Source organism: Halomonas sp. NyZ770, from assembly GCF_020616575.1.
GTDB lineage: Bacteria > Pseudomonadota > Gammaproteobacteria > Pseudomonadales > Halomonadaceae > Vreelandella > Vreelandella hamiltonii.
The window spans coordinates 2,450,658-2,471,865 of sequence record NZ_CP085143.1 but is presented as its reverse complement, the minus strand read 5'-3'; the positions used below and the strand labels follow the sequence as shown (position 1 = coordinate 2,471,865).

Genomic DNA, 21,208 nt, shown 5'->3' with positions numbered 1-21,208 from the left:
TGGGCTAGTCGTCGACCTTGCCCAGCAGCAGGAACTCGATCAAGGCTTTTTGTGCGTGCAGGCGGTTGCCTGCCTCTTGCCAGACCACCGAGCGCGGGTCATCGAGCAGCGTTTGGCTGATCTCTTCGCCGCGATGTGCCGGCAGGCAGTGCAAGAACAGGACGTCCGCGTTAGCGCTGTCGAGCATCGCTTCCGTTACCTGGAAGCCCGTAAAATCGGCCTCTCGCTTCGCCTGTTCCTGCTCCTGGCCCATAGAGGCCCAGACGTCGGTGGTGATCAGGTCAGCGCCTTGAGCGGCTTGCTGTGGGTCGCGCAACAGAGTGATGCAGTCGCCGGCGGCTTGCATGATGTCGTCGCGGGGCTCGTAGCCTTCCGGGCAGCAAATTCTCAAGTGGAAACCGAACTGGCGGGCAGCATTGATCCACGAGTGGCACATGTTGTTGCCATCACCGATCCATGCGGCGGTCTTGCCCTTGACGCTGCCGCGCAGCTCGGTCCAGGTCATGACGTCTGCCAGCAATTGGCAAGGGTGGTAGTCGTCGCTGAGCGCATTGATGACGGGCACGCTGCTGGCGCTGGCGTACGCTTCCAGCCCTGCATGGGAGAAAGTGCGGATCATCACCGCGTCGACCATTTCGGCCAGCACGCGGGCGGTGTCTTCGATGGGCTCGCCGCGGCCCAGTTGGGTGTCGCGCGGAGACAAAAACAGGGCGTGGCCACCAAACTGGGCCATGCCGGTCTCGAAGGAAACACGGGTTCGCGTGGAGGACTTCTCGAAAATCATCGCCAGAGTGCGGTTGGGCAGCGGCGTGTAAACCGGTCCGTTGGCCTTGAGGTCCGTCTTGATCTTGATGGCGCGCTGAATCAGATAGTCCAGCTCTTCAGGGGTCAAATCCAGCAGGGTAAGGAAATGGCGTGTCGCCATGATGACGTCTCTCCGCGCAAAAACACCATCCTAGCGAGGCCGCAGGGGATGCGCAACGCAAGCGGCATGCGTAGAATATCCGCCACGCAATATGACCGAGTCGTTTGCTCAGGTATTGACGCGCATGGTCAAGACTGACGATTACCCGGTCGCAGGGTTAAAGCCAGTGGCCGAATTGCGTACACTGGAAGAGACCACATCTTTTATCGAGGAGCATCCTATGAGCACCACGGCTGACAATATCCAGCGTCAAATCACTGAAAACCCGATTCTCATCTACATGAAAGGCACGCCTCAGCTGCCGCAGTGTGGCTTTTCTGCACAGACCGTTCAGGCGCTGATGAGCTGCGGCGAGCGTTTCGCTTTCGTCAACGTGCTGGATAACCCTGATATTCGCGCCGAACTGCCCAAGATTGCCAACTGGCCCACCTTCCCGCAGCTGTGGGTAGAAGGCGAGCTGGTCGGTGGATGCGATATCGTGATGGAAATGCACCAGAGTGGCGATCTCGAGAAGTTGATCAAAGAAGCTGCCCAGCGTGCAGGCGCTGCTGAGAACGGCACTGACGCCTAACCCAAGAACAGCGCCCAAGGAAGTTTTGCTCCATGAGCTATCAAGTTCTGGCCCGCAAGTGGCGGCCACGCACATTTCACGAGCTTGTGGGGCAGGCCCATGTCCAACGCGCCCTGGTCAATGCTCTTGACCAGGGGCGTTTGCACCACGCTTACCTGTTTACGGGGACGCGGGGCGTCGGCAAGACCACCCTGGCACGGATATTGGCCAAGTGCCTCAACTGCACGGCCAAAGGCCGTGGTGACGAGGGCGTCACGTCGACACCTTGTGGCCAGTGCCCCAGCTGTGAGGCGATTGACCAGGGGCGCTTCGTCGACCTGATCGAAGTCGATGCCGCGTCGCGAACCAAGGTCGAAGATACCCGCGAGCTGCTGGACAACGTTCAGTACGCGCCTACCCAAGGGCGTTACAAGGTGTACCTGATCGACGAGGTGCACATGTTGTCGACCAGTAGCTTCAATGCGCTGCTGAAGACACTGGAAGAACCCCCGCCCCACGTCAAGTTTCTGCTGGCGACCACTGACCCGCAAAAATTGCCTGCCACCGTGCTCTCCCGGTGCTTGCAGTTCACTCTGAAGCACATGCCGCCTGAGAGGGTAGTCGAACACCTCAGCTTCGTGCTGGGTGAAGAAGGCGTCGAATACGACGAGAGTGCGCTTTGGCTGCTGGGCAAAGCCGCTGCGGGCTCGATGCGTGATGCCATGAGCCTGACCGATCAAGCCATTGCTTTTGGTCAGGGGGCGGTACGCCATGGCGATGTTGCGGCCATGCTGGGTACGCTGGATCATCGCCACGTACTGGCGCTGGTAGAAGCGCTGGCGAACGTGGACGTTCAACAGCTGCTGCAGGAGGTTGCTCAGCTCGCCGAGCAGGGGCCGGACTTTGCCGCAGTGCTGGATGAGCTGACCGCCATTTTGCACCGGCTGGCCGTTGCCCAGATGGTGCCTGACGCGGTGGATAACAGTCACGGTGACCGCGCCCAGATTCAGCAGCTTGCCGGGCGCTTTACCGCCGAAGATCTGCAGCTTTACTACCAGATCGGTATCCAGGGAAGAGGCGACATGGTGCATGCGCCCGACTTGCGCAGCGCGCTGGAAATGACGCTGTTGAGGATGCTGGCGTTTCGCCCGCAGGGGGTTCCAAAACCACCCACGGTGCCGCTGCCGCTGCGTCGTGAACCGGTCATTGAGCCCGCGGCCGAGGCTGCGGCCGTTGAGAGCGAGCCAAAAAAGCCTGAGCCTGCGCCGCCCGCTGCGCAGGCTGCACCGCCGCAAACACCTGTTGCGCGGGTATCTGCTGAGCCGCCCCAAAACGCATCAGAGAGTCGCCCACCAGAAAGTAACGTGGCTGTGGCACAGCCAGCAGAGGAGCCGCCCCCCTGGTCGCTTGACGAAGTGAATCAGGCCGCCATGCTCTCGCCAGAGCCAGAGCCAGAGCCAGAGCCAGAGCCAGAGCCAGAGCCAGAGCCAGAGCCAGAGCCAGAGCCAGAGCCAGAGCCAGAGCCAGAGCCAGTTCACCAAGAGCCGATGGTTTCCTCGCCATCTTCACCCTCGTTGGAAGGCCCGTTGGATCAGGCCGGGTGGCTGGGCTGCTTTGATGCGTTGGGCCTGGGGGGGCTGACGCGTAACCTTGCGGCACACTGTCAGGTGGAAAGCGATGATGGCGCCACGCTGGTGCTGCGCCTGGATCCATCGCAGTCGGCCATGCAGGCTGAGGTGCACAACCAGCGCATCGAGCGCGCGTTGAACGGGATTGGGTTGCCCAGAACAGTGCACTTCAAGGTAGCGGCGCTGGACACGGGAATCGAGACCCCGCGGCAGCAGGAAGAGCGTCTCCAGCAGGAGCGACATGCCGAAGCGGTTGATCTACTTTATCGTGACCCCAATATTGAGAAGTTACGTCACGCTTTTGGGGCTACGCTGATTGAGTCGACGGTAAAACCCGCATCGCACTCTTGACCCTATCACTTCAGTCATATCACTCAGGAGATCACCGCATGTTCAAAGGCGGAATGGGCAACATCATGAAGCAAGCCCAGGAAATGCAGGAAAAAATGCAGCGCGCTCAGGAAGAGGTCGCCAAGGCAGAAGTGCATGGTGAGGCTGGCGCTGGCATGGTGAAGGTCGTCATGAACGGCCGCCACGATGTGATCAGCGTGGCCATCGACCAAAGCGTCATGGAGGAAGACAAGGAGTTGCTGGAAGACCTGCTGGCCGCGGCCGTCAACGACGCTGTGCGCAAGGTAGAAGCCAACTCGAAAGCCAGAATGGAAGAGGCAACGGCGGGCCTTAACCTTCCGCCTGGCTTCAAGATGCCGTTCTGATCCATGCGCTTTTCCCCCCTCGTAGAGCAGTTGATGGATGCGTTTCGTGTGCTGCCCGGCGTTGGGCCCAAGACGGCCCAGCGCATGGCGATGCACCTTCTGGAGCGTGAGCGCCCCGGCGGGCAGCGGCTTGCCGAGGTGATCTTGCGTGCCATCGAAGACGTGGGTTATTGCCAGCACTGCCGCACGCTGACCGAGGCCGACATATGCGCCTTGTGCGAGAGCCCGCGCCGCGACGACAGCTTGCTGTGCGTGGTCGAGTCGCCAGCGGATCAGCTCGCCATCGAAGAGGCGGGCGGTTTTCAGGGTCGCTACTTCGTCCTGCATGGTCACCTTTCACCGCTGGATGGTGTAGGCCCTGATGCCTTGGGCTTGGCGCTGTTGGAAAGCCAAGTGGCCGAAGGGCACATTCGCGAGATCGTGCTGGCCACCAACCCTACGGTAGAAGGCGAGGCGACGGCGCATTACATCGCAGCCCAGCTTGCTCAGTACGGTGTGGCGTTTTCTCGCCTCGCCTACGGTGTCCCGATGGGGGGAGAGCTCGAGTATGTGGATGGTGGCACCTTGAGTCGTGCCTTTAACGGTCGTCAGCCTTTTGCTAGCGATTAAGTCGGATAAAACGCAAGCGCCAAGGCGGTTGTGACAACCTGGAAACCCGAATTGTCCTCTTCAACCTCCTCCTTGTACCAATGGATCGACAGCGCCGAGGCGCTGGATGCCGCCTGCCAGCAGGTGGCCAGCGCAGAGGTCATTGCACTGGATACCGAGTTCTTTCGTGAGAACACCTTCTTTCCCGTGCCTGCACTGATCCAGTTTGCCGCAGGGGAAAAAGCGTACCTGGTGGACCCGCTGGTGACCCCTTGTACGCCCGCTTTCAAGGCTCTTCTGCAAAGCCAGGTGCCTAAGCTGCTGCATGCTTGCAGTGAAGACTTAGAAGTATTTCAGCACTGGGCAGGAACGCTTCCGACGCCGCTGATCGATACCCAAGTGGCGCAAGCGTTTCTGGGTGAGAACCCGGGAATGGGGTATCAGAAGCTGGTGGAGCACTGGATAGGTGACACGCTGCCCAAGGAAGAGACTCGCTCCAACTGGTTGGAGCGGCCTTTGACGGCTTCTCAATGCGAGTATGCGGCGCTGGACGTGACCTACCTGCTTCAGGTCTGGAAGCGCCAGGCCATCCAGTTGGCTGAGTCAGGGCGGCTTGGCTGGGTCGAGGAAGAGTGTGCATCACTCATCGAACAAGCGGGTCGTGACGAAGAGAGCGACGGCCAGTGGTACACCCGCCAGCGTCAGCTGTGGCGCCTGACGCCACGCCAGCTGGAAGCCTATCGTCTGATGACCATCTGGCGAGAAGGTGAAACCCGGCGGCGTGACCTGCCACGCAACTGGCTGGTCAGTGACAAGCTGCTGTTTGCCGTGGCCGAAAAAATGCCTGCAAATCGCTATGAACTGGCAGAGGTAGAGGGCGTCAAGCCACCACTGGTCAAGAAAGAGGGCGATGCCTTGCTGGGGTGGGTGAAGCAGGCGCAACACTGTGCTGAAAGTGCCCTGCCTGCCCGTTGGCCTGACCCCATGCAGCCGCCCTTCAAGCGACGCTTCAAGGCCATCAAACAGGTCGTGGCGGACAAAGCGGCGGCCTTGGGGATTGCGCCGGAAATGCTGCTTCGTCGTCGTGATATCGAAGCGCTGGTCATGCAGGCCATGGCCGGGGAGCCGCTCGATGAACTGCACGGTTGGCGCGGAGTTTGCCTGGGTCAGGACCTTCAACGAGCCTTAGAGGAAGCGTCGGAATGAGCGAGAAGCTACTTTGCGAAATTTTCAGAAGCTCACGAAAAGAAGAGATGTACCTTTACGTGGACAAGCGCAAGGGCATGGTAGACGTGCCCGAGGCCTTGATGGCGACTTTCGGCAAGCCCGTCCCGGTGCTGACCATGATCCTGACCGAGGAGAAGTCATTGGCACGTGTGGCCGCCCGCGATGTCATGGCGGCCATTGAAGAGCAGGGGTTCTACCTGCAGATGCCCCCCGCCAAGGAGCCGTACCTGCTGGACCTGCACCGCGCTGAATCTGCCAGCCGCTCGTGATGATGCCAGAATGAATTTTTTGGCCCATGCCTGGCTGGCACGCCCCGGCAACGATGGTTTTCTCTATGGCAACCTGATTGCCGATGGGGTCAAGGGCAGTGATCTCTCCGGCTGGCCGGCCAGCGTGGCGGACGGCATTCGCCATCACCGCCGTGTGGATGCCTGGGTGGATCAGCACCCTCGGGTACTGGCTGCGCGTCAACGCGCGCCTAGGCAGCAGCGCCGCTATGCCGGTATTGCCCTCGACCTGGTGTGGGATCACTTCATTGCCCAGCAGCAAGCGGGTGAGCGGCAGCATCAGCTCATCGAGCGCTGTTATCAGCTGCTGTCGGCCAGGCCTGCTCCCCAACGGTTGGCCACCATGATGCCCGTACTGGTCGAGCAGGACTGGCTGCGCCGCTATGCGGATTTCGACTTCACCTGTCAGGCCGTGGCAGGCATCGGCAAGCGGTTGACAGGCCCGAACCGTTTGGCCGAGCTGGTCCCTTGGCTATACGATGATTACGCCCTTCTTGAGGCTGACTTCAGCGTGCTGTGGCGCGAATGTCAGGCGCACTTGACCAGCAGCGGCAACGATACCAGCGCCCATTGATCGGCGTCGGCGATCATGCACCTACCCGAGAGAGAACCGAACATGGAAACCACGTTGCGTGAGCGCTTCTGGGAGCGCTACTCGTTGGAGGAGTTGACCGCGCCAGAGTGGGAAGCGCTCTGCGATGGCTGTGGCCAGTGCTGCCTATTGAAGCTGCATGACGATGACACTCAGGAATTGGCCATTCTGAACGTTGCTTGCCGCCTGCTGGATCTACACAGCTGCCAATGCAGTAATTACGAGAATCGCTTTGCCAGCGTGCCGGACTGCACACAGCTGACGCCAGCGCTGGTAAAAGAGTTTACCTGGCTGCCGCACACCTGTGGCTACCGCAGGGTGGCCGAAGGGCGCAAGTTGGCGGGATGGCATCCCTTGTTGAGCAACGACGCTGAGCGCGTGCATCGCAAGGGTGTAAGCGTCAGAGGCTTTGCGGTATCGCAGGATGAGGTGCCGGAACGGCATCTCGAAGAGCATATCATTGCGGTCATTCCCATGACCTGACTGCCGACCAAGACGCAATGCGCTGCCATCCATGGCAGGGCTGACTCCGCTGGCTCACCTTATTGTGGGCTGGCGGTTTTGTTTTTGGCGCTATCCCAGATGGTGAAGAACATCTCTTTCAGCGGGGTGCGCGATGCCTCGGGAGCGGCTTTGGGCTGAGGTGCGGAGGCCTTGGTCGGGGTGTCCCAGATAGTGAGAAATTGTTCCTGATATTTCATGACAGACTCCTGATGGAGAGGTGGTTTTAGACGTTGGTCTATAAGACGTAGGGCGAGTATGCCCAAAGAAAGGCGTTTTGAAAAGTTTTTTTGGAAAATGTTTTCATAAAAAATTATCGGCATAAAAAAGCAGCGCTGAGCGCTGCCTTCAGGAAAAAGTCGTCAGGAGGCTATCTTCTTGTCAGCCTTGGCGTTCTGCCAGCCATGACTTCAGCGTGTCGAACGGCATGGGCCTGGCCAGGAGATAGCCTTGCAACACATCGCAGCCCAGCAGCAACAGCTGCTGTTGCTGGGCGTCTGTTTCGATGCCTTCGGCGACCACGGTCAGATCCAGGTGGTGTGCCAGCGCGATGATGCCTTGGACCACGGCGGCATCCTTGCGGTGGTGGTCGATGTTCATGATGAAACTGCGGTCGATCTTGATCTTGTCGATGGGCAAGTGGCGAAGGTAGCTCAGGCTGGAGAAGCCGGTGCCAAAGTCATCGATGGCGATGCTGACGCCCAGCTCGCGCAGCGCATTCAGCGTCTCGATGGCGGCTTCCGTGTCGTTCATCAGGATTCCCTCGGTCAGCTCCAGTTCCAGCGCGCCAGGGGGGAGGCCGGTTTCTGTGAGGGTCTGGCGGAGGGTGTTCAAGAAGCTTGGCCGATGAAACTGCAGCGGCGAGAGATTGATGGCCACGCGCGGCTGCCCGTCGAGCAGGGGGCGCAGCAGGCAGAAGTCTCGCGCAGCGCGCTCCATGACCCAGGCGCTCAAACCAATGATTTGCCCCGTCTCCTCGGCGATAGGGATGAATAACCCAGGGGAAATGGCGCCCTTGACAGGGTGATTCCAACGTACCAGGGCCTCGAAACCGTGTACCTTCCCATCACGCGTCAACAGCGGCTGATAATGCAGTTCGAACTGCTCTTGGGCCATGGCCTCTTGCAACTCGTTGCGCAAGGTCACCCGCTGGGTCAGCTTGTGATTGATATCATGGGTAAAGGTCTGTTGGGTATTGCGGCCCTGCTGTTTGGCCTTATACATGGCCATGTCGGCTTGCTGCAGCAGCGCGGCAGGCTGTTCCAGCGTTTCGTCGCTCAGGGCGACCCCGATACTGGCTGAAAGATACAGCTCGTGGCGCTCGATGCGATAGGGTTTGGCCAACTCCACCAGCAGCCTTTCCGCGACCTCTTCCGCGTCCCTGGCGTTGACCAGATCGGGTAACAGCAGGACAAATTCGTCCCCGCCCAGTCTACATAGCGTATCGGAGGGGCGAATCATGGCTTCCAGCCGCTTGGCGACGTGAATCAGCACTTTATCTCCCACGGCATGACCCAGGGTATCGTTGATGGGCTTGAAGTCGTCCAGGTCGATGAAGAGTACCGCAAGCTGCTGCTGGTGGCGCTGGGCCAAGGCAACGTCGTGACGTAAGCGATCCTCGAACAGGGCTCGGTTGCCCAGCCCCGTCAGGGCATCGTGGGTCGCGTGAAAGAGCAGCGTTTGCTGGTGGTTATGGCGCTCGATGGCCAGGCGCATCAGGCGCAGAGCACTGGCCAGCAGTGAAGGGGAGCTTTGGGCGCCGGGATCGGGTGAGGTCACGTTGGCATGCTTCGATAGCAGCACCACCGCTCCCAGGGCATGGCTATAGCTGCCATCCAGCAGGTGCAATGAAGCGCGTCGATAGCCATATTCCGATAACAGCCTGGAAAACTCTTCTGCAGACGGCTCGTCGAGGCTCCATGCCACGGTGGAGCGTTGCTGCAATTGCAGCTCGCTAGCCAGGCGCATCAGGCTTTCGTTGAGGCTGGGGTCGCTCTGCAACGCGGCGGGGAGGCTGGCCGAAAGCAGTTCTATTCGGCGTGCTGACGATGGTTCCAGGCGCCAGATGGCGACCTCCCACTGAGGATTCTGGTGCTCCAGCAGGCGGCATATTTGCAGTAGCGTTGCGCTGTACGGCTCGTCGCGTGCAATCATGGCCTGGATCCGATGCTGGTCCTCCAATGCCTCCTTTGCTTGGGTAAGCTCGACAGAGCGCTGAGCCCGAGCGGCCATCAGGGCTAAACTGAGCACCAGCTGATAGGTCAGCAAAAGCCCGGAAATTCCCACGCCTGCGGCAATGAAATTGCCCAGTTCGAAGCTGGCAGAACCTCTTGGCCACAGGCTCAGGTGGAGAGCCGTGTCCTCTGGCAGGAGCAGTATTTCTTCACTGAGCGGAGTGCCTTCATGGTGATCAGGGTTCGAGTCCAGGCCCCGCAAATTGACCATTTCCCCGTTGTCATGCGAAATGCTCAGGGCAAACGCCTGTTCTGCGATGGTGGTTTCTTTACCGATCAAAAAGTCGATATCTATCATGACGACGAGCTGGAATCGTGGCTCGCTGGAAGGCATCAGTGCCAGGAGCGCGATATCGGGTCTGGCTGCGTCGGGAAGCAGCCATTGTTCGGTAGCACGCTGCTGATTCAGCCAGCGCAGCACTGTTGGCTTTGTCAGTTGCTCATCCAGCCAGAGTAGGTCATTTCCCTGTTGGGCTCTTCGCCACGTTTCTCGTGAGGAAGGGTCGAGGTAGGCCATGGCCAAGAAACTGGGGTAATCATTCCAGTAACGAACCACTTCGCGTTGACGAGAAGACGCATCGATAAAGACCCCTTGCCATCGTTCAGCCAAGCGTTTCAGTACCAGTGCGCGCGATGTCAGCGCTCTCTCCACGCTCGTCGTGACACTCTCCAGGATATGGTGCGCCTCGGTGCGCACGCTCTGATGCTGGTTCCAGCTGATCAGAAACCAGCTGGCCATGCTGATGCTGACACCCAGAAGCCCGGCCAGGACGGCGGTCTTGCTGAGCGAGGTGGTCAAGTGAGGAATGTGGCGGCTGACCATGATCATGGCCAGGCCAAAGGAGAAGCAGAGCAGACCTGGCAAGAGGGCGCTGGCTCTAGGTAGCCAGTGGGGCAGTGCGGCACCCGCCTGGTCTGCCAAGGTGATGATGCCGATGACCCAGAGCAGGATGCCGCCGGTTTGCCACATGCGCCGTTGCCAGCCGCCAACAGGGCCAACCCATAAACAAAAGGCGGCCAGGGTCAGCGTCGGCAATGCCTGGGAAGGTAAACGGGGCTGTCCCGTCAAGAGCGACAGGCCTGACGTCCCCGCCAGGAGATTATGCGCCAGTGTATACAGGCACAGCAGTAGCAGTGATACCGACGTCACCCGCCGCCAGTAGGCAAGATTGGCCATCACCGCACTCAGGCCCAGCCCGGACAGCAGGATCACCAGTGCGCTATCCGGAAGGATGGCGAGTGCCTGGGGTTGCGGCAAATGAGGGATGACACCGAACAGCAGGCTGGCCCCGCCGATGATGACAGTGGTCGCCAGTAGCATCAGCAGCCCTGTTTGCAGGGCCAGCTCACGATTGTGTACATCCATTGGGTGTGTGTCTTCTGAAGCAGGAGGTGGAAGTATTGTGAGTCTTATTATGCTGCGGGAGAGCCGGAGAGGTGAAGCAACGGCTTGGCCAATTCAGTGTAATCTAATAGCGGTAAAGTGTGACAAATCTGTAAAGCAGAGTATTGAAAAAGTGTTACAAGGTTTCTATAGTCCGATTATCAGGCCGTCCCCCTCGGTCTGCTCCCCTCATCCTCGCCTGACCCTTGTTCCCACAGAAGGAGACTCATGTCTCGACAGCTTTTCGCACGTCATATTGCCCATGCCGACCGTCTCATGTGGCTGCCTATTGGTTTGATAGGCGCTCTGTGCCTTATCGTTGGGTCGTTTACCCAAACGCTGTGGATCGCCATCGCCTACGCGTTGGCCACGCTACCCTTGGCCGCCTGGTTACAATGGAAGTGGCCTGGGCTCATTTTCAACGGTTTCATCAAAGCGGCGGTCATGATGGGCTGGGCGGCCGTGCTCATCGAGCAGAGTGGCGGTCTGATCGAGGCGCATTTCAGCATCTTCATCCTGCTGGCCGCACTGATTCTCTACAGCGACTGGCGGGTGATTGCCTTCGGTGGTCTCGTGGTAGCACTGCATCATGCGGCGTTCAGCTGGTTGCAACACCTGGGGTACGTGCATCTCTACAGCGGTATGGTGGGGAGTGGTCACGATCATGATCATTCGGGCGCTGAGCTGGTCGCCTGCCTGTTGATGCACGGTGGTGCGGTGGTAGTGCAGGTCGGCATTCTGGGCTACTTGGCGAAAGTGCTGTCGCGCACGGTGGCTGAGGGCCTGCATGTCACCCGCTTTGCCCACAAGGCAGGCAAAGGGCATCTGGATACTACCTTTACTCCCCAGCAGCAGCGCTTGCCCGCCGTGGCCGCTGTGTTGACCATGCGTGATCAGGTCGCAGGCAGCTTGCACAAGACCCAGGCGGCCGCTCAGGCGGCTTCCCAACTCAGTGAGCAGCTGTTTTGTGCTCAAGATACGCTGAGTGAACAGATTGCCCGCAATGTCAGCCAAACGGAAAAAATCTCCACCAATGCCACCCAGCTTGCGGGCCTCACCCGCGATACGGCCATGGAGTCTCAACATGTCCGCCGACTTGCGCAGGACGCGCAGGCCGCCATGGAGGAGAACGACCGTCAGGTAAATGCCCTGCAGGATATGATGCATCAGTTGGCCCAACAGGCAGATTCCATAAGCAGCATGCTGGCTGAAATTGACCACATTACCTTTCAAACCAACCTGCTGGCTTTGAATGCGTCAGTGGAAGCCGCCCGTGCTGGTGAGCAAGGCCGGGGCTTTGCGGTGGTCGCCAGTGAGGTACGTAAACTGGCAGGCAATACGCAACAAACCGCTGAGCGTATTCGAGGCAATGTGGAAGACATTACCCGACAGACTGCCAGTGGCGTTACCCAGAGCCAGGCGGCCAGTGCGACCACGCATCGGCTGGAGGCCTCGTTTGCGGAAGTCGCTCGACGGCTGGGTAGTATAGACGGTGCGCTACAGCAGCAGCACCAAGGTATTGATGCCCTGGAGCACAGTGTTACCGAAATCCATGATGCACTGGAACGCTCCAATCGTTCGGTCAGTGATGCCCATGAGATGGCCGAGAAGCTCTCTAACACCGCAGACACCCTGTTGGAAGCCGTGAGTGGCTTCCACCTCCCGCCACTGAGGGTGGCAGGAAGCGTGGCTTCACTTTCTGTAACGCCTCGAACGGCACTTGCCGAAAAGGACTTCATCGCCGATAAACAGTAATAGCGTTAATGGTTTAATGGCGGGTGACGTATTGCTTTGTTGCCAAGCTGTGTAGACTGTCGAAACGCCTCACCATGATTCAAAGGAACGCCATGACTGCTGCAACGCCAGCGCCAGTATCACCGCTTGTCGTGGGTATTGGCGCCTCTGCGGGTGGGCTCGAAGCCATTGCCAGGCTGATACGCCCCCTGGATCCTGCGCTACCGCTGGCGTATGTGGTGCTGCAGCATGTCTCTCCTGCCCACAAAAGCATGCTGGTGGATATTCTTGCGCGTGAGACCCGGTTGCGGGTGACGCGTCTGGAGCATGAGCAGCGCCCGGAAGCCGGCGTCATCTATGTGGTGCCCGCCAACATGAATGCGACGATAAGAGAGGGCGTGTTTTACACCACACCCGCGTTGCCTCATGTCGTGCCCAAGCCCTCAATCAACGATTTCTTTACCTCTTTAGCCAGCGATGCCCACGAATCTGCCGTGGGCATCGTGCTTTCTGGCACCGGCTCCGATGGTACGGCTGGGCTGCGTGCCATTCTGGCCGCAGGGGGCGTCACCATGGTGCAGACGCCGCACACAGCAAAATACGACGGCATGCCGCAGTCGGCTATCGATGCGGGTGTCATCGACTACATTCTGGATGTGGAGGAGATGGGAGGGCGTTTGGCAGAGCTTGCCCGCCTGGAATGTGCCAGCCTGGAAGGAAATCAGGTCTCGGTGCCCCAGCGTCTGTTGACGCTGCTCAAGGAGCGTCGACAGCTTGATTTTTCGGGCTACAAGCAAGGAACCTTGAGTCGGCGCATTCGTCGTCGACTGGTGGCGAGCAACGTGTCCGACATGCAGCAGTACATCGAGCTGGTAGAGAGCAACCCGGCCGAGCTCGAACAGCTGGGTCGTGACATCCTGATCTCGGTGACGGCATTTTTTCGGGATACCAGCGCTTTCGAGGCCGTGGAAAAAGCCGTCAGAGGCATCGTCGAGTCAGTCAATAGCGGCCCCCTGCGTATCTGGGTAGCGGGGTGTGCCACAGGCGAGGAAGCCTACTCCATTGCTTTGCTGGTCGCAGAGGCCAAACGGCAGCTGGAAAGTCAGGCGGTCGTGCAGCTGTTTGCCACGGATATCGATGACGATGCGCTGGAAATTGCGCGCCGAGGTCGCTACATCGGTGCGGCGCTGGCCGCACTGCCCGACGAGTGGCGGTCACGCTACTTTACCGCCCACGACCATGTCTATGAGGTCAGCAAGACCTTGCGTGACATGATCGTGTTTGCCAAGCACAACCTGGTCGATGATCCTCCCTTCCTGCGTCTTGATCTGATTACTTGTCGTAATGTTCTGATCTATTTCGATAATGATTTGCAGACAAGAGTGCTGCAACGGTTTCATTTCGGTTTGCGAGAGCGAGGTGTGCTGTTTTTGGGGCGCTCGGAGAGCATTGCCCATTCCGAAGCGCTGTTCAAACCTCTCGATCGGCGGGAGCGCCTGTTCGTCAAGCAGGGCAACAGCGCGGAAGTGGTAGAGCACTCCTCGGCGATGCTGCGACATGTATCGCCTTTGAAGCGACGTGATCGAGACATGCAGCAACTGCTGGATGCCTTGGTGGCGCATGTCGGCGTCACGGTGGTGTTATGCGATGCACAGGGCAACGTCCAGCATACGGCTGGTGACGTCAAACGCTTTTTGCGCTTCCCTTCTGGTCGTACTCAGGTCGGTATTCAGGATGTGGTCAGTGATCTGTTTCGCGGCGAGCTGATGTCGCTGTTGCATCAGTTTCACAAGACCCACGCGACGCAAATGGGTAGGCGTCGGCGTTTCGAAGGCGAGTGGTGGCAGTTGAGTGTTCGCGGTCTGACCGAACAGGCTGACGATCATCGTCTTCTCGTGGTACTGGCACCCTCGTTGGAGAGCGAGCGCACACCGGACGCGTCGCTGGACAAACTCATGCTGCCAGAGTTGGATGGCCTTGACAGCCTGGAAGACGAGCTTGAAGCCACGCGAGAGCACTTGCAGTCGTTGATCGAAGAGCTGGCCACGGCAAATGAGGAAATGCAGTCGCTGAACGAAGAGGCGCAAGCCTCCAATGAAGAACTGCAGGCCACCAACGAGGAACTGGAAGCTGCCAATGAGGAGTTGCAGGCCACCAACGAAGAGCTGATCAGCCTCAACGAAGAACTCAACGTGAAAACGGGCGAGCTGACCAAGCTCAACGATGAGTATGCCTACCTCTATGACGCGCTCGATTTTCCGCTGTTGGTGTTCGATGGCGAGCTGTGTCTCAAACGCTACAATGCCCCGGCCTCGCGTTATTTCAGCCTGCGCCCCACGGCCTTGCAGCGCCATGTGGCCGGGCTGCGGCTGCCTGCCGTGCTTAACGATCTGGAGGATGTTCTTCTGGAGGTCGGTGAGCAGGCATCGCCGGTCGAAAGTATCCTGGAGCTCGAGGGCAGGCTGTTGCAGCGCCTGGTGACCCCTGGCATCAACCAGGAGGGGAGCGTCGAGCTGTTGGTGGTGACGCTGATGGACGTGACAGACCTTAGCCATGTCCAGGCCAAGCTGCGTCAGTCCCAGGCCCAGCTCCATGCGTTGATGGAAAACAGCACGGTCATGATTGCCCTCAAGGATTTGAATGGGCGCTATACCTTTGCCAACCCACGCTTTCTGGAATCGTTCGGGCTGACCCAGGAGCAGCTGATCGGGCGTAATGTTTTCGAACTTTTTCCGGATACCTATGCGGGCTCGGTATGGGCGAAGGATCTCGAAGCACTGCGTTATCAGAACAAGGTGAGCGCCGAGCATGTGTTGCCCACGGAAGAGGGCCACCCTCGTGTGCTCACGTGCGTTCACCAGTTGCTCCGCGACGAGCATGGCCACCCCTATTTGATCCTCACCGAGTCGGAAGACATCACGGCTCGCAAGTACGCCGAGCGGGACATGCAGGTGGCGGCCAAGGTTTACGAACAGGCAGGGGAGGCCATTGTCGTCATCACTGCGCAGGGTGAGGTGCAGTCTGTCAATGCAGCCTTCAGCCGCATTACCGGCTACCGTTCAGACGAGGTCGTCGGTCACCCCGCACTGCCACTGCTCTATTGTGAGGACAACACACCGTCTGACCATTCCTGCTCGGGTGGCTGTCAGGTGGTGTGGGAAATCGTGCAGCAGACGGGCTATTGGCAGGGTGAGGTCTATAACAAACGCCATGACGGCGTGGTGTTTTCCCAATGGTTGACGCTTAACCGGATCGTGGCCGAGACGCCCGAAGAAACCCTTTATGTGGCGGTGTTTTCCGATATCAGCCACATCAAGGATACCCAGCGGCAGGCGGAGTACTTGGCCACCCATGATGCGCTCACCGGCTTGCCCAACCGGACGCTGTTTCAGGATCGGTTACAGATCGCCATTGCTGCAGCCAAGCGTAGTGACCAGCTCAGTGCCTTGATGTTCCTGGATCTGGACAATTTCAAGAGTATCAATGACACCCTGGGGCACGACGTGGGCGACGAGCTGCTGATCCAGGTAGCCAGTCGTCTGAAAGAGCTGGTACGCGATATGGACACCGTGGCGCGCCTGGGAGGGGACGAGTTCACCATCATCCTCATGGAAACCTCCATCGAAGGGGCGGAACAAGTGGCCAAACGCATCGTGGAGGCCATCGCCAAGCCCTTCGATGTGCGACGCCACACGCTGTTCGTGACGTCCAGCATCGGGTTGGCCTTCTGCCCTGACGATGGCGATGACGTGGCAGGGTTGACCAAAGCTGCCGACACCGCCATGTACCGTGCCAAGGAGAATGGCCGTGACCGCTTCGAACTGTTCAAGCCCGAGCTGCAGGCTCGCTTGATGCGCGATGTGGCGATTGGGCAGGCCCTGCGTGAAGGTATGGAGCACGGGCGCCTTCATCTGGTCTATCAGCCCAAATATACCTGCAAAGATGGCCACCAATTAGCGGGGGCCGAGGCGCTGCTGCGCTGGCAGGACCCTGTACTGGGCGCTGTCAGCCCCGTGGACTTCATTCCCGTGGCGGAAGCCACCGGGCTGATTCTGGACCTGGATCGCCATGTTGCTCTGATGCTGATCAGGCAGATCGCCCAATGGCGCGAGCAAGGGCTGCAGCCGCTGCCCGTGGCCATGAACGTCTCGGCACGCAGCTTTCAAGAAGAGCGCTTCATTACCCACCTGTTTGGTTGTCTGAAACAGTACCGCGTCCCTCACGCGCTCATTCAGGTAGAGATCACCGAAAGCACGCTGGTCGATCGCTCCAGCTCGGCGCTGGGCAATATCGAAAAGCTGCGCGAGGCAGGCATCAAGCTGGCGGTGGATGATTTTGGAACGGGCTATTCATCGCTGGCTTACCTGAAGCGTCTGCCACTGGCAGAGCTGAAAATCGACAAGAGCTTCGTCGATGGCCTGGGCGGCAGAGACGAGAGCGATCAAGCCATTGCGCTAGCCATCCTGGGCATGGCCAGCGCGCTGGGGATCCGTACCGTGGGAGAAGGCGTCGAGACGGCCGCGCAGTTGGCCTGGCTGGTAGAAAATGGCTGTGACTTCGTTCAGGGGTATTACCTTTCACGGCCTCTTGCCTTGGACGCCTATGCTGAGCTGATACGTGTGAATGGCAAGGCCGAACTTCTTTCATCGGATTTACACCAATGACTGACGAGCGTGGTTTCATCCACCAGTGTGAACAAGAGGCGTTGCACCTGACGGGGGCGATACAGCCCCATGGAGTGCTGGTCATCGTCGATGCCGAAGGCCGCATCACACATCTGTCCGCCAACAGCGAGCGACTGGACGATGCCCAGGGCACGTGCCGCCTGGGGCAGCGCTTGCCTGCCCATTTTCGGGACTACTTGCTGAGCTTGCCTGCCTTGGCGGAGGGTGAGCGGCACTACGGCCAGTGTCATAGCGAACGTCAGGAGTTCGATCTCGTGGCCACTGCGCACGGCGAGGGGGTGGCGCTTGAGTTCTATCCAGTGGATGCCCACGGAGACACCATGACGATGACCGGTGCCTCTGTCGCCGTGCCTGATAGCAGCGATGAGCTCAATGCCCAGTGTCAGCAACTGATGGACGAACTGTTGACCATGAGCGGCTTTGACCGTGTTCTTTACTACCGTTTCATCCCCGCAGGCGATGGCGAAGTGCTTTGCGAAGCGCGGCGCCCAGGCATCAAGGGCAGCTATCAAGGGCTTCGCTTCCCGGCCAGCGATATCCCTTATATCGCGCGGCAGCTCTATCTCAAGAACCCCTGGCGTACCATACCGGATGCCACTGCCTCCCCTGTGCCCGTGCATGCCCTGGCGGCCGGGGCGGTGCCTGATCTTGGCTACGTCGATCTGCGCAGCGCTTCGCCCGTGCATCTTGAATACATGGCCAACATGGGAGTGGAAGGCGCCATTTCGCTACCCATCATTCAGTCAGGCGAGCTGGAGGCGTTGATTTCCTGCCACTGTGCCACGCCGCGCCAACTCACCGTCAGTCAGCTTCGGCAGATGGCCGCCGTGAGCGAAGCGTTCAACTTGCGTTTGCGAGACTTCAAGGCGCGTCGGCGCCTGCAGATACTCGATGGCATGGAGCGGCACTTCGACAAGGCCAAGGCAGTCCTGATGCGCCATGGTGGTCTGGAGAGCGCCTGGGATGAACTCAGCGCCTGGCTGATGACGACGTTTGCCGTGGATGGTGTGCTGTTGCAGATGGATGACGAATACTACCTGAGCGGCGTTGGACTGACCCCCGCCGCCATTCAGGCGATTAGCCAACAGGTCGTCAGCGAGCCTTCGAATGTCTGGTTAAGCGACAGCCTGCAGCGGGACTGTGCATCCATGCCGCTTAGTGAGGTCGCGGGGGTGGCAGTGATCGGAGATCTGCCGCTGGACTCCCATCATCGCGTCAATCTGTATCTGTGCCGTGTCGAGCATTTGTACGAAGTTACCTGGGGTGGGAATCCGGACAAGCCCGTCGACTACCGTGATGGTCAAAGCACGGTGTCGCCCCGCCGCTCCTTCGAAGCGTGGGTGGAGCAGCGGGTAGGCCACAGCCGCCCCTGGTCTTCCAGCACCCGGCTCTACCTGTTGAAACTGCGTGCCTTGCTTCAGCAGGCCAAGAGCTTGCCGTGGGGTAAAGATGACGCGTGAGCCCTTCGCTGCCACGACGTTGGCCCAGTGGCTCAAGAACACGACGCGTACGGCTCACCAGCGCGTTGATCATCACCCTGTGCTCAGCCCTCTCCTTCGACCAGGGCTGAGCCTGGAGGTCTATGGGCAGGCACTGACCCGCCTTTACCCGGCGATATCAGGACTGGAGCAAACGCTGGCGGCGGCGCTTGGCGAATGGTCTTGGCGCTATCCTTTGGTGACGCGTGCGGCCCTGCTAGAGCAGGACCTGCAAGCACTTGGTCAGCCACTGACTGCCCGCTGGCGATTCCCTGAACCGCATAACGAGGCGGAAATGGTGGGTATGCTGTACGTGCTGGAAGGGTCTCGGTTGGGAGGGGAGGTGATCGCGCGTTGCGTGATCCAACAGTTGGGCTCCTCGGTGCCGTGTCGCTTTTTTGGTGCCACGCCGCTGGCGGCTGACACCTGGGCCGCGTTATGGCGCCAGGCAGAAGCGGCCTGCCCGGAACCCGATTGGCCTTGTGTGCGCCAAGGGGCCGAGCAGGCCTTCGAAGGCTTTATTCAGGCCTTGTCACGAGACCCAACGCCCATAGAATGAAGGCATCCTGGCGTGCCGCATCGCGCCAGGCCTTGAATCTGCCGGAGGCGCCGCCGTGACCGCTGGTCATGTCGGTGTGCAGCAGAATCGGGGCGCTTCCCTGCTGAGCCTGGGTCACGCGAGCATAGAACTTGGCGGGCTCCCAATAGCTGACCCGGGTATCGAACCAGCTGCCCTCGACCCATAACGCCGGGTAGCGCTGAGGGCGAATATTATCCACGGGAGAGTAGCCAGCGATCCGCTCGCGGACGTCGTTGCTCTCAGGGTTGCCCCATTCGGTGTACTCGGCGGTGGTCAACGGCAGCTCGGGATTCTGCATGGTGCGCAGTACATCCAGAAAGGGCACGTCGAGCACGGCAGCACAGAACGCCTCTGGTGCCCGGTTCAGGCAGGTACCCACCAGCAGCCCGCCCGCGCTGGCACCGCAGGCGACGATCCGTTCAGGCTGGCTGACCTGCTCGGACACCAGTGCCTCGCGGGCAGCCAGGAAGTCATGAAAGCTGTTTTCCTTGTTGGCCATCTTGCCTGCCAGGTACCACGGTTCGCCGCGCTCGCCGCCGCCGCGTACGTGGGCCACGGCAAAGGCCACGCCACGCTCAAGGAGCTCTAGCCTGGCAATCGAAAACCAGGGGTCGAGCGCTTCGCCATAGGCGCCGTAGCCATATAGCAGCGTCGGCAGAGGCTGCCCGACCAGATCGGCACGCATGACCACGGAAACGGGCACCTGTTCACCGTCGTGGCTGGTGGCCCAGATCCGTCGGCTGACCAGTTGCTCAGGGGAGAGGCTGCCGTGTACCGGTACTTGCTTGAGTAGCGTGCGCTCACCGCTGTCCAGGTTCAGCGCAAACCAGCGGGGAGGGTGGGTAAAAGACTCTTCCCGCAGGTGGAGCGTGCGTGCATCGAAGTGGGGCATGTCCTCCAGAAGCTGCGAGACAGGCGTGTCGGGTAGCGCCAGGTAGTGATCTTCGATGAGCGTATGGCCATCTTCGGCCAGGCTCAGTTGCCTCAACCGCACCTGAGCTTCCTGATGACTGCGTTCGGCCACGACCAGCCCCCAGGCGAATGCATCGACTCCTTCCAGCGTGGCGTCCTCCCGCTGGGGCAGCAGGCTTTGCCAGCCCGTATCTTCCAGTGTGTCGGCACGCGTATCCAGGGCAAAGTGTGGCCCTGCCTGATTGTGTAGCCGGTAGAAAGCCCCCGGCCGATGGTCGATGCTGACCTCCACGCCATTCGTGCGCCTATGCAGGCATACTGGGCTCGCGGCGGGTTGGTGGGCGGGCAGGGCGTGGACCTCCGTGGTATCTTTCGAGCCGCTCTCGATGATCAGCCATTGACGCGAGCGGGTCTTGCCAACGCCCAGCCAGAACTCCGGGTCGTCTTCACGCAGGATCAGTGTCGGTGCGCTAGCCTGAGCGTCGGTGTCTACCTGGGCGTCGCTATTGAGCCCTACCCACAGTCGCCACAAGCTATCGGGGCGCTGGGTGTCGTCGAAGCGGGTAAACAGCAGCGTCGCGCCATGGGTTGTCTGGTCCTCTGCCCAGCACACCGACGGCCCGATGTCTTCGAGCAACTGGCGGGGAGTGCCGCTGGGCAACGCTTTCAGCCAGAGGGTGTAGCGTTCGTCCCCTTGGGTGTCTTCGGTCCAGGCCAGCCACTGCTCGTCGGGGGAGAGGGCCATGTCCCCCATGTCGTAGAACGGCTGCCCTGCCGCACGCTCGCGCACATCCAGAAAGCACTCGGCACGCTGGGGCTGGCCGTTGGGATGTCGCCACCAGCAGGGGTAGTCGTCGTCGGCTCCCGTTTCGCTCCAGCAGGTGAAGTGATCCAATACCGTGGCCAGGCTTTTGACCGCCAGCTCGCGCCGTGCCAAGTGTGAATGGTAGAGGGCGTCGGCCAGCGGCGCCAAGGGGCGAAACCAGTCGGCATGCTGTTGGTTGGCGTCGGCTAAAAAAGGTTGAACGTCTGGTGCGTCACGAGTTTCCAACCAGTGCCATTCAGGGTCATCGGCGCGATAATAGCGTGCTACGGGCGAGCCTTCGTGCATACCAGGCTGTGCTTTCATAAATTGACAGGTACCATAACGGGAAATCAACGTCGGGTGCTTCCACCCACATGAGGGG

The 21,208-nt window shown here is 59.9% G+C and carries 16 protein-coding genes; 12 read left to right on the top strand and 4 right to left on the bottom strand.

Translation table 11 applies throughout. From position 1 onward, the window contains the following. Window positions 1–4 precede the first annotated feature (4 nt). Window positions 5–925, bottom strand: a complete 921-nt coding sequence (gene argF, locus LG409_RS11350; RefSeq protein WP_227406692.1) for an ornithine carbamoyltransferase — start codon at window positions 923–925, stop codon at window positions 5–7. A 220-nt stretch (window positions 926–1,145) separates the two neighbouring features. Here argF and grxD point away from each other — a divergent pair, with 220 nt between their 5' ends. From grxD to LG409_RS11310, 8 genes are read left to right on the top strand one after another with little or no spacing between them, the layout of a single operon-like run. Next, window positions 1,146–1,496 carry a Grx4 family monothiol glutaredoxin gene (gene grxD / locus LG409_RS11345; protein ID WP_039182647.1) on the top strand — a complete coding sequence of 117 codons (351 nt, stop codon included), beginning with the start codon at window positions 1,146–1,148 and terminating at the stop codon, window positions 1,494–1,496. A 32-nt stretch (window positions 1,497–1,528) separates the two neighbouring features. Next, window positions 1,529–3,454 carry a DNA polymerase III subunit gamma/tau gene (gene dnaX / locus LG409_RS11340; RefSeq protein WP_227406691.1) on the top strand — a complete coding sequence of 642 codons (1,926 nt, stop codon included), beginning with the start codon at window positions 1,529–1,531 and terminating at the stop codon, window positions 3,452–3,454. Between the two features lie 38 nt (window positions 3,455–3,492). Further along, window positions 3,493–3,819 carry a YbaB/EbfC family nucleoid-associated protein gene (locus tag LG409_RS11335; protein ID WP_016914346.1) on the top strand — a complete coding sequence of 109 codons (327 nt, stop codon included), beginning with the start codon at window positions 3,493–3,495 and terminating at the stop codon, window positions 3,817–3,819. 3 nt (window positions 3,820–3,822) lie between these two features. Continuing rightward, window positions 3,823–4,428: a recombination mediator RecR gene (gene recR / locus LG409_RS11330; RefSeq protein WP_227406690.1), complete on the top strand. Its 606-nt coding sequence runs from the start codon at window positions 3,823–3,825 to the stop codon at window positions 4,426–4,428. A gap of 51 nt (window positions 4,429–4,479) precedes the next feature. Then, window positions 4,480–5,613: a ribonuclease D gene (rnd, locus tag LG409_RS11325; RefSeq protein WP_167385714.1), complete on the top strand. Its 1,134-nt coding sequence runs from the start codon at window positions 4,480–4,482 to the stop codon at window positions 5,611–5,613. Beyond that, entirely contained in the window at window positions 5,610–5,903 is a 294-nt protein-coding gene (locus tag LG409_RS11320) for a YcgL domain-containing protein (RefSeq protein ID WP_096922690.1), read from the top strand. The genes rnd and LG409_RS11320 overlap by 4 nt, the downstream gene beginning before the upstream one ends. Before the next feature lie 10 nt (window positions 5,904–5,913). Next, window positions 5,914–6,495: an acyl carrier protein phosphodiesterase gene (locus tag LG409_RS11315; protein ID WP_039182559.1), complete on the top strand. Its 582-nt coding sequence runs from the start codon at window positions 5,914–5,916 to the stop codon at window positions 6,493–6,495. A 42-nt stretch (window positions 6,496–6,537) separates the two neighbouring features. Then, entirely contained in the window at window positions 6,538–6,996 is a 459-nt protein-coding gene (locus LG409_RS11310; RefSeq protein WP_227406689.1) for a YcgN family cysteine cluster protein, read from the top strand. A 59-nt stretch (window positions 6,997–7,055) separates the two neighbouring features. Here the strand turns inward: LG409_RS11310 and LG409_RS11305 are convergent, their stop codons facing one another. Beyond that, complete coding sequence (locus tag LG409_RS11305) at window positions 7,056–7,214, bottom strand: hypothetical protein (protein WP_227406688.1); 159 nt, start codon at window positions 7,212–7,214, stop codon at window positions 7,056–7,058. A 181-nt stretch (window positions 7,215–7,395) separates the two neighbouring features. Beyond that, complete coding sequence (locus LG409_RS11300; protein ID WP_227406687.1) at window positions 7,396–10,614, bottom strand: putative bifunctional diguanylate cyclase/phosphodiesterase; 3,219 nt, start codon at window positions 10,612–10,614, stop codon at window positions 7,396–7,398. A 246-nt stretch (window positions 10,615–10,860) separates the two neighbouring features. Between LG409_RS11300 and LG409_RS11295 the strand changes: the two genes are divergently transcribed. The 4 genes from LG409_RS11295 to LG409_RS11280 all read left to right on the top strand — a co-directional run bounded on the left by LG409_RS11295 (window position 10,861) and on the right by LG409_RS11280 (window position 19,088). Next, window positions 10,861–12,387, top strand: a complete 1,527-nt coding sequence (locus tag LG409_RS11295; protein WP_186299153.1) for a methyl-accepting chemotaxis protein — start codon at window positions 10,861–10,863, stop codon at window positions 12,385–12,387. Between the two features lie 92 nt (window positions 12,388–12,479). Further along, window positions 12,480–17,030 (top strand): EAL domain-containing protein, encoded by a 4,551-nt coding sequence (locus LG409_RS11290; protein ID WP_227406686.1) that lies wholly within the window; start codon window positions 12,480–12,482, stop codon window positions 17,028–17,030. Further along, entirely contained in the window at window positions 17,027–18,511 is a 1,485-nt protein-coding gene (locus LG409_RS11285) for a GAF domain-containing protein (RefSeq protein ID WP_144983838.1), read from the top strand. Before LG409_RS11290 ends, LG409_RS11285 begins: the two co-directional genes overlap by 4 nt. Continuing rightward, a complete protein-coding gene (locus LG409_RS11280) occupies window positions 18,501–19,088 on the top strand; it encodes a biliverdin-producing heme oxygenase (protein ID WP_189464167.1) in 588 nt (195 codons plus the stop codon). Before LG409_RS11285 ends, LG409_RS11280 begins: the two co-directional genes overlap by 11 nt. Here the strand turns inward: LG409_RS11280 and LG409_RS11275 are convergent. After that, window positions 19,048–21,150: a S9 family peptidase gene (locus LG409_RS11275; protein ID WP_227406685.1), complete on the bottom strand. Its 2,103-nt coding sequence runs from the start codon at window positions 21,148–21,150 to the stop codon at window positions 19,048–19,050. The genes LG409_RS11280 and LG409_RS11275 overlap by 41 nt on opposite strands. Window positions 21,151–21,208 lie beyond the last annotated feature (58 nt).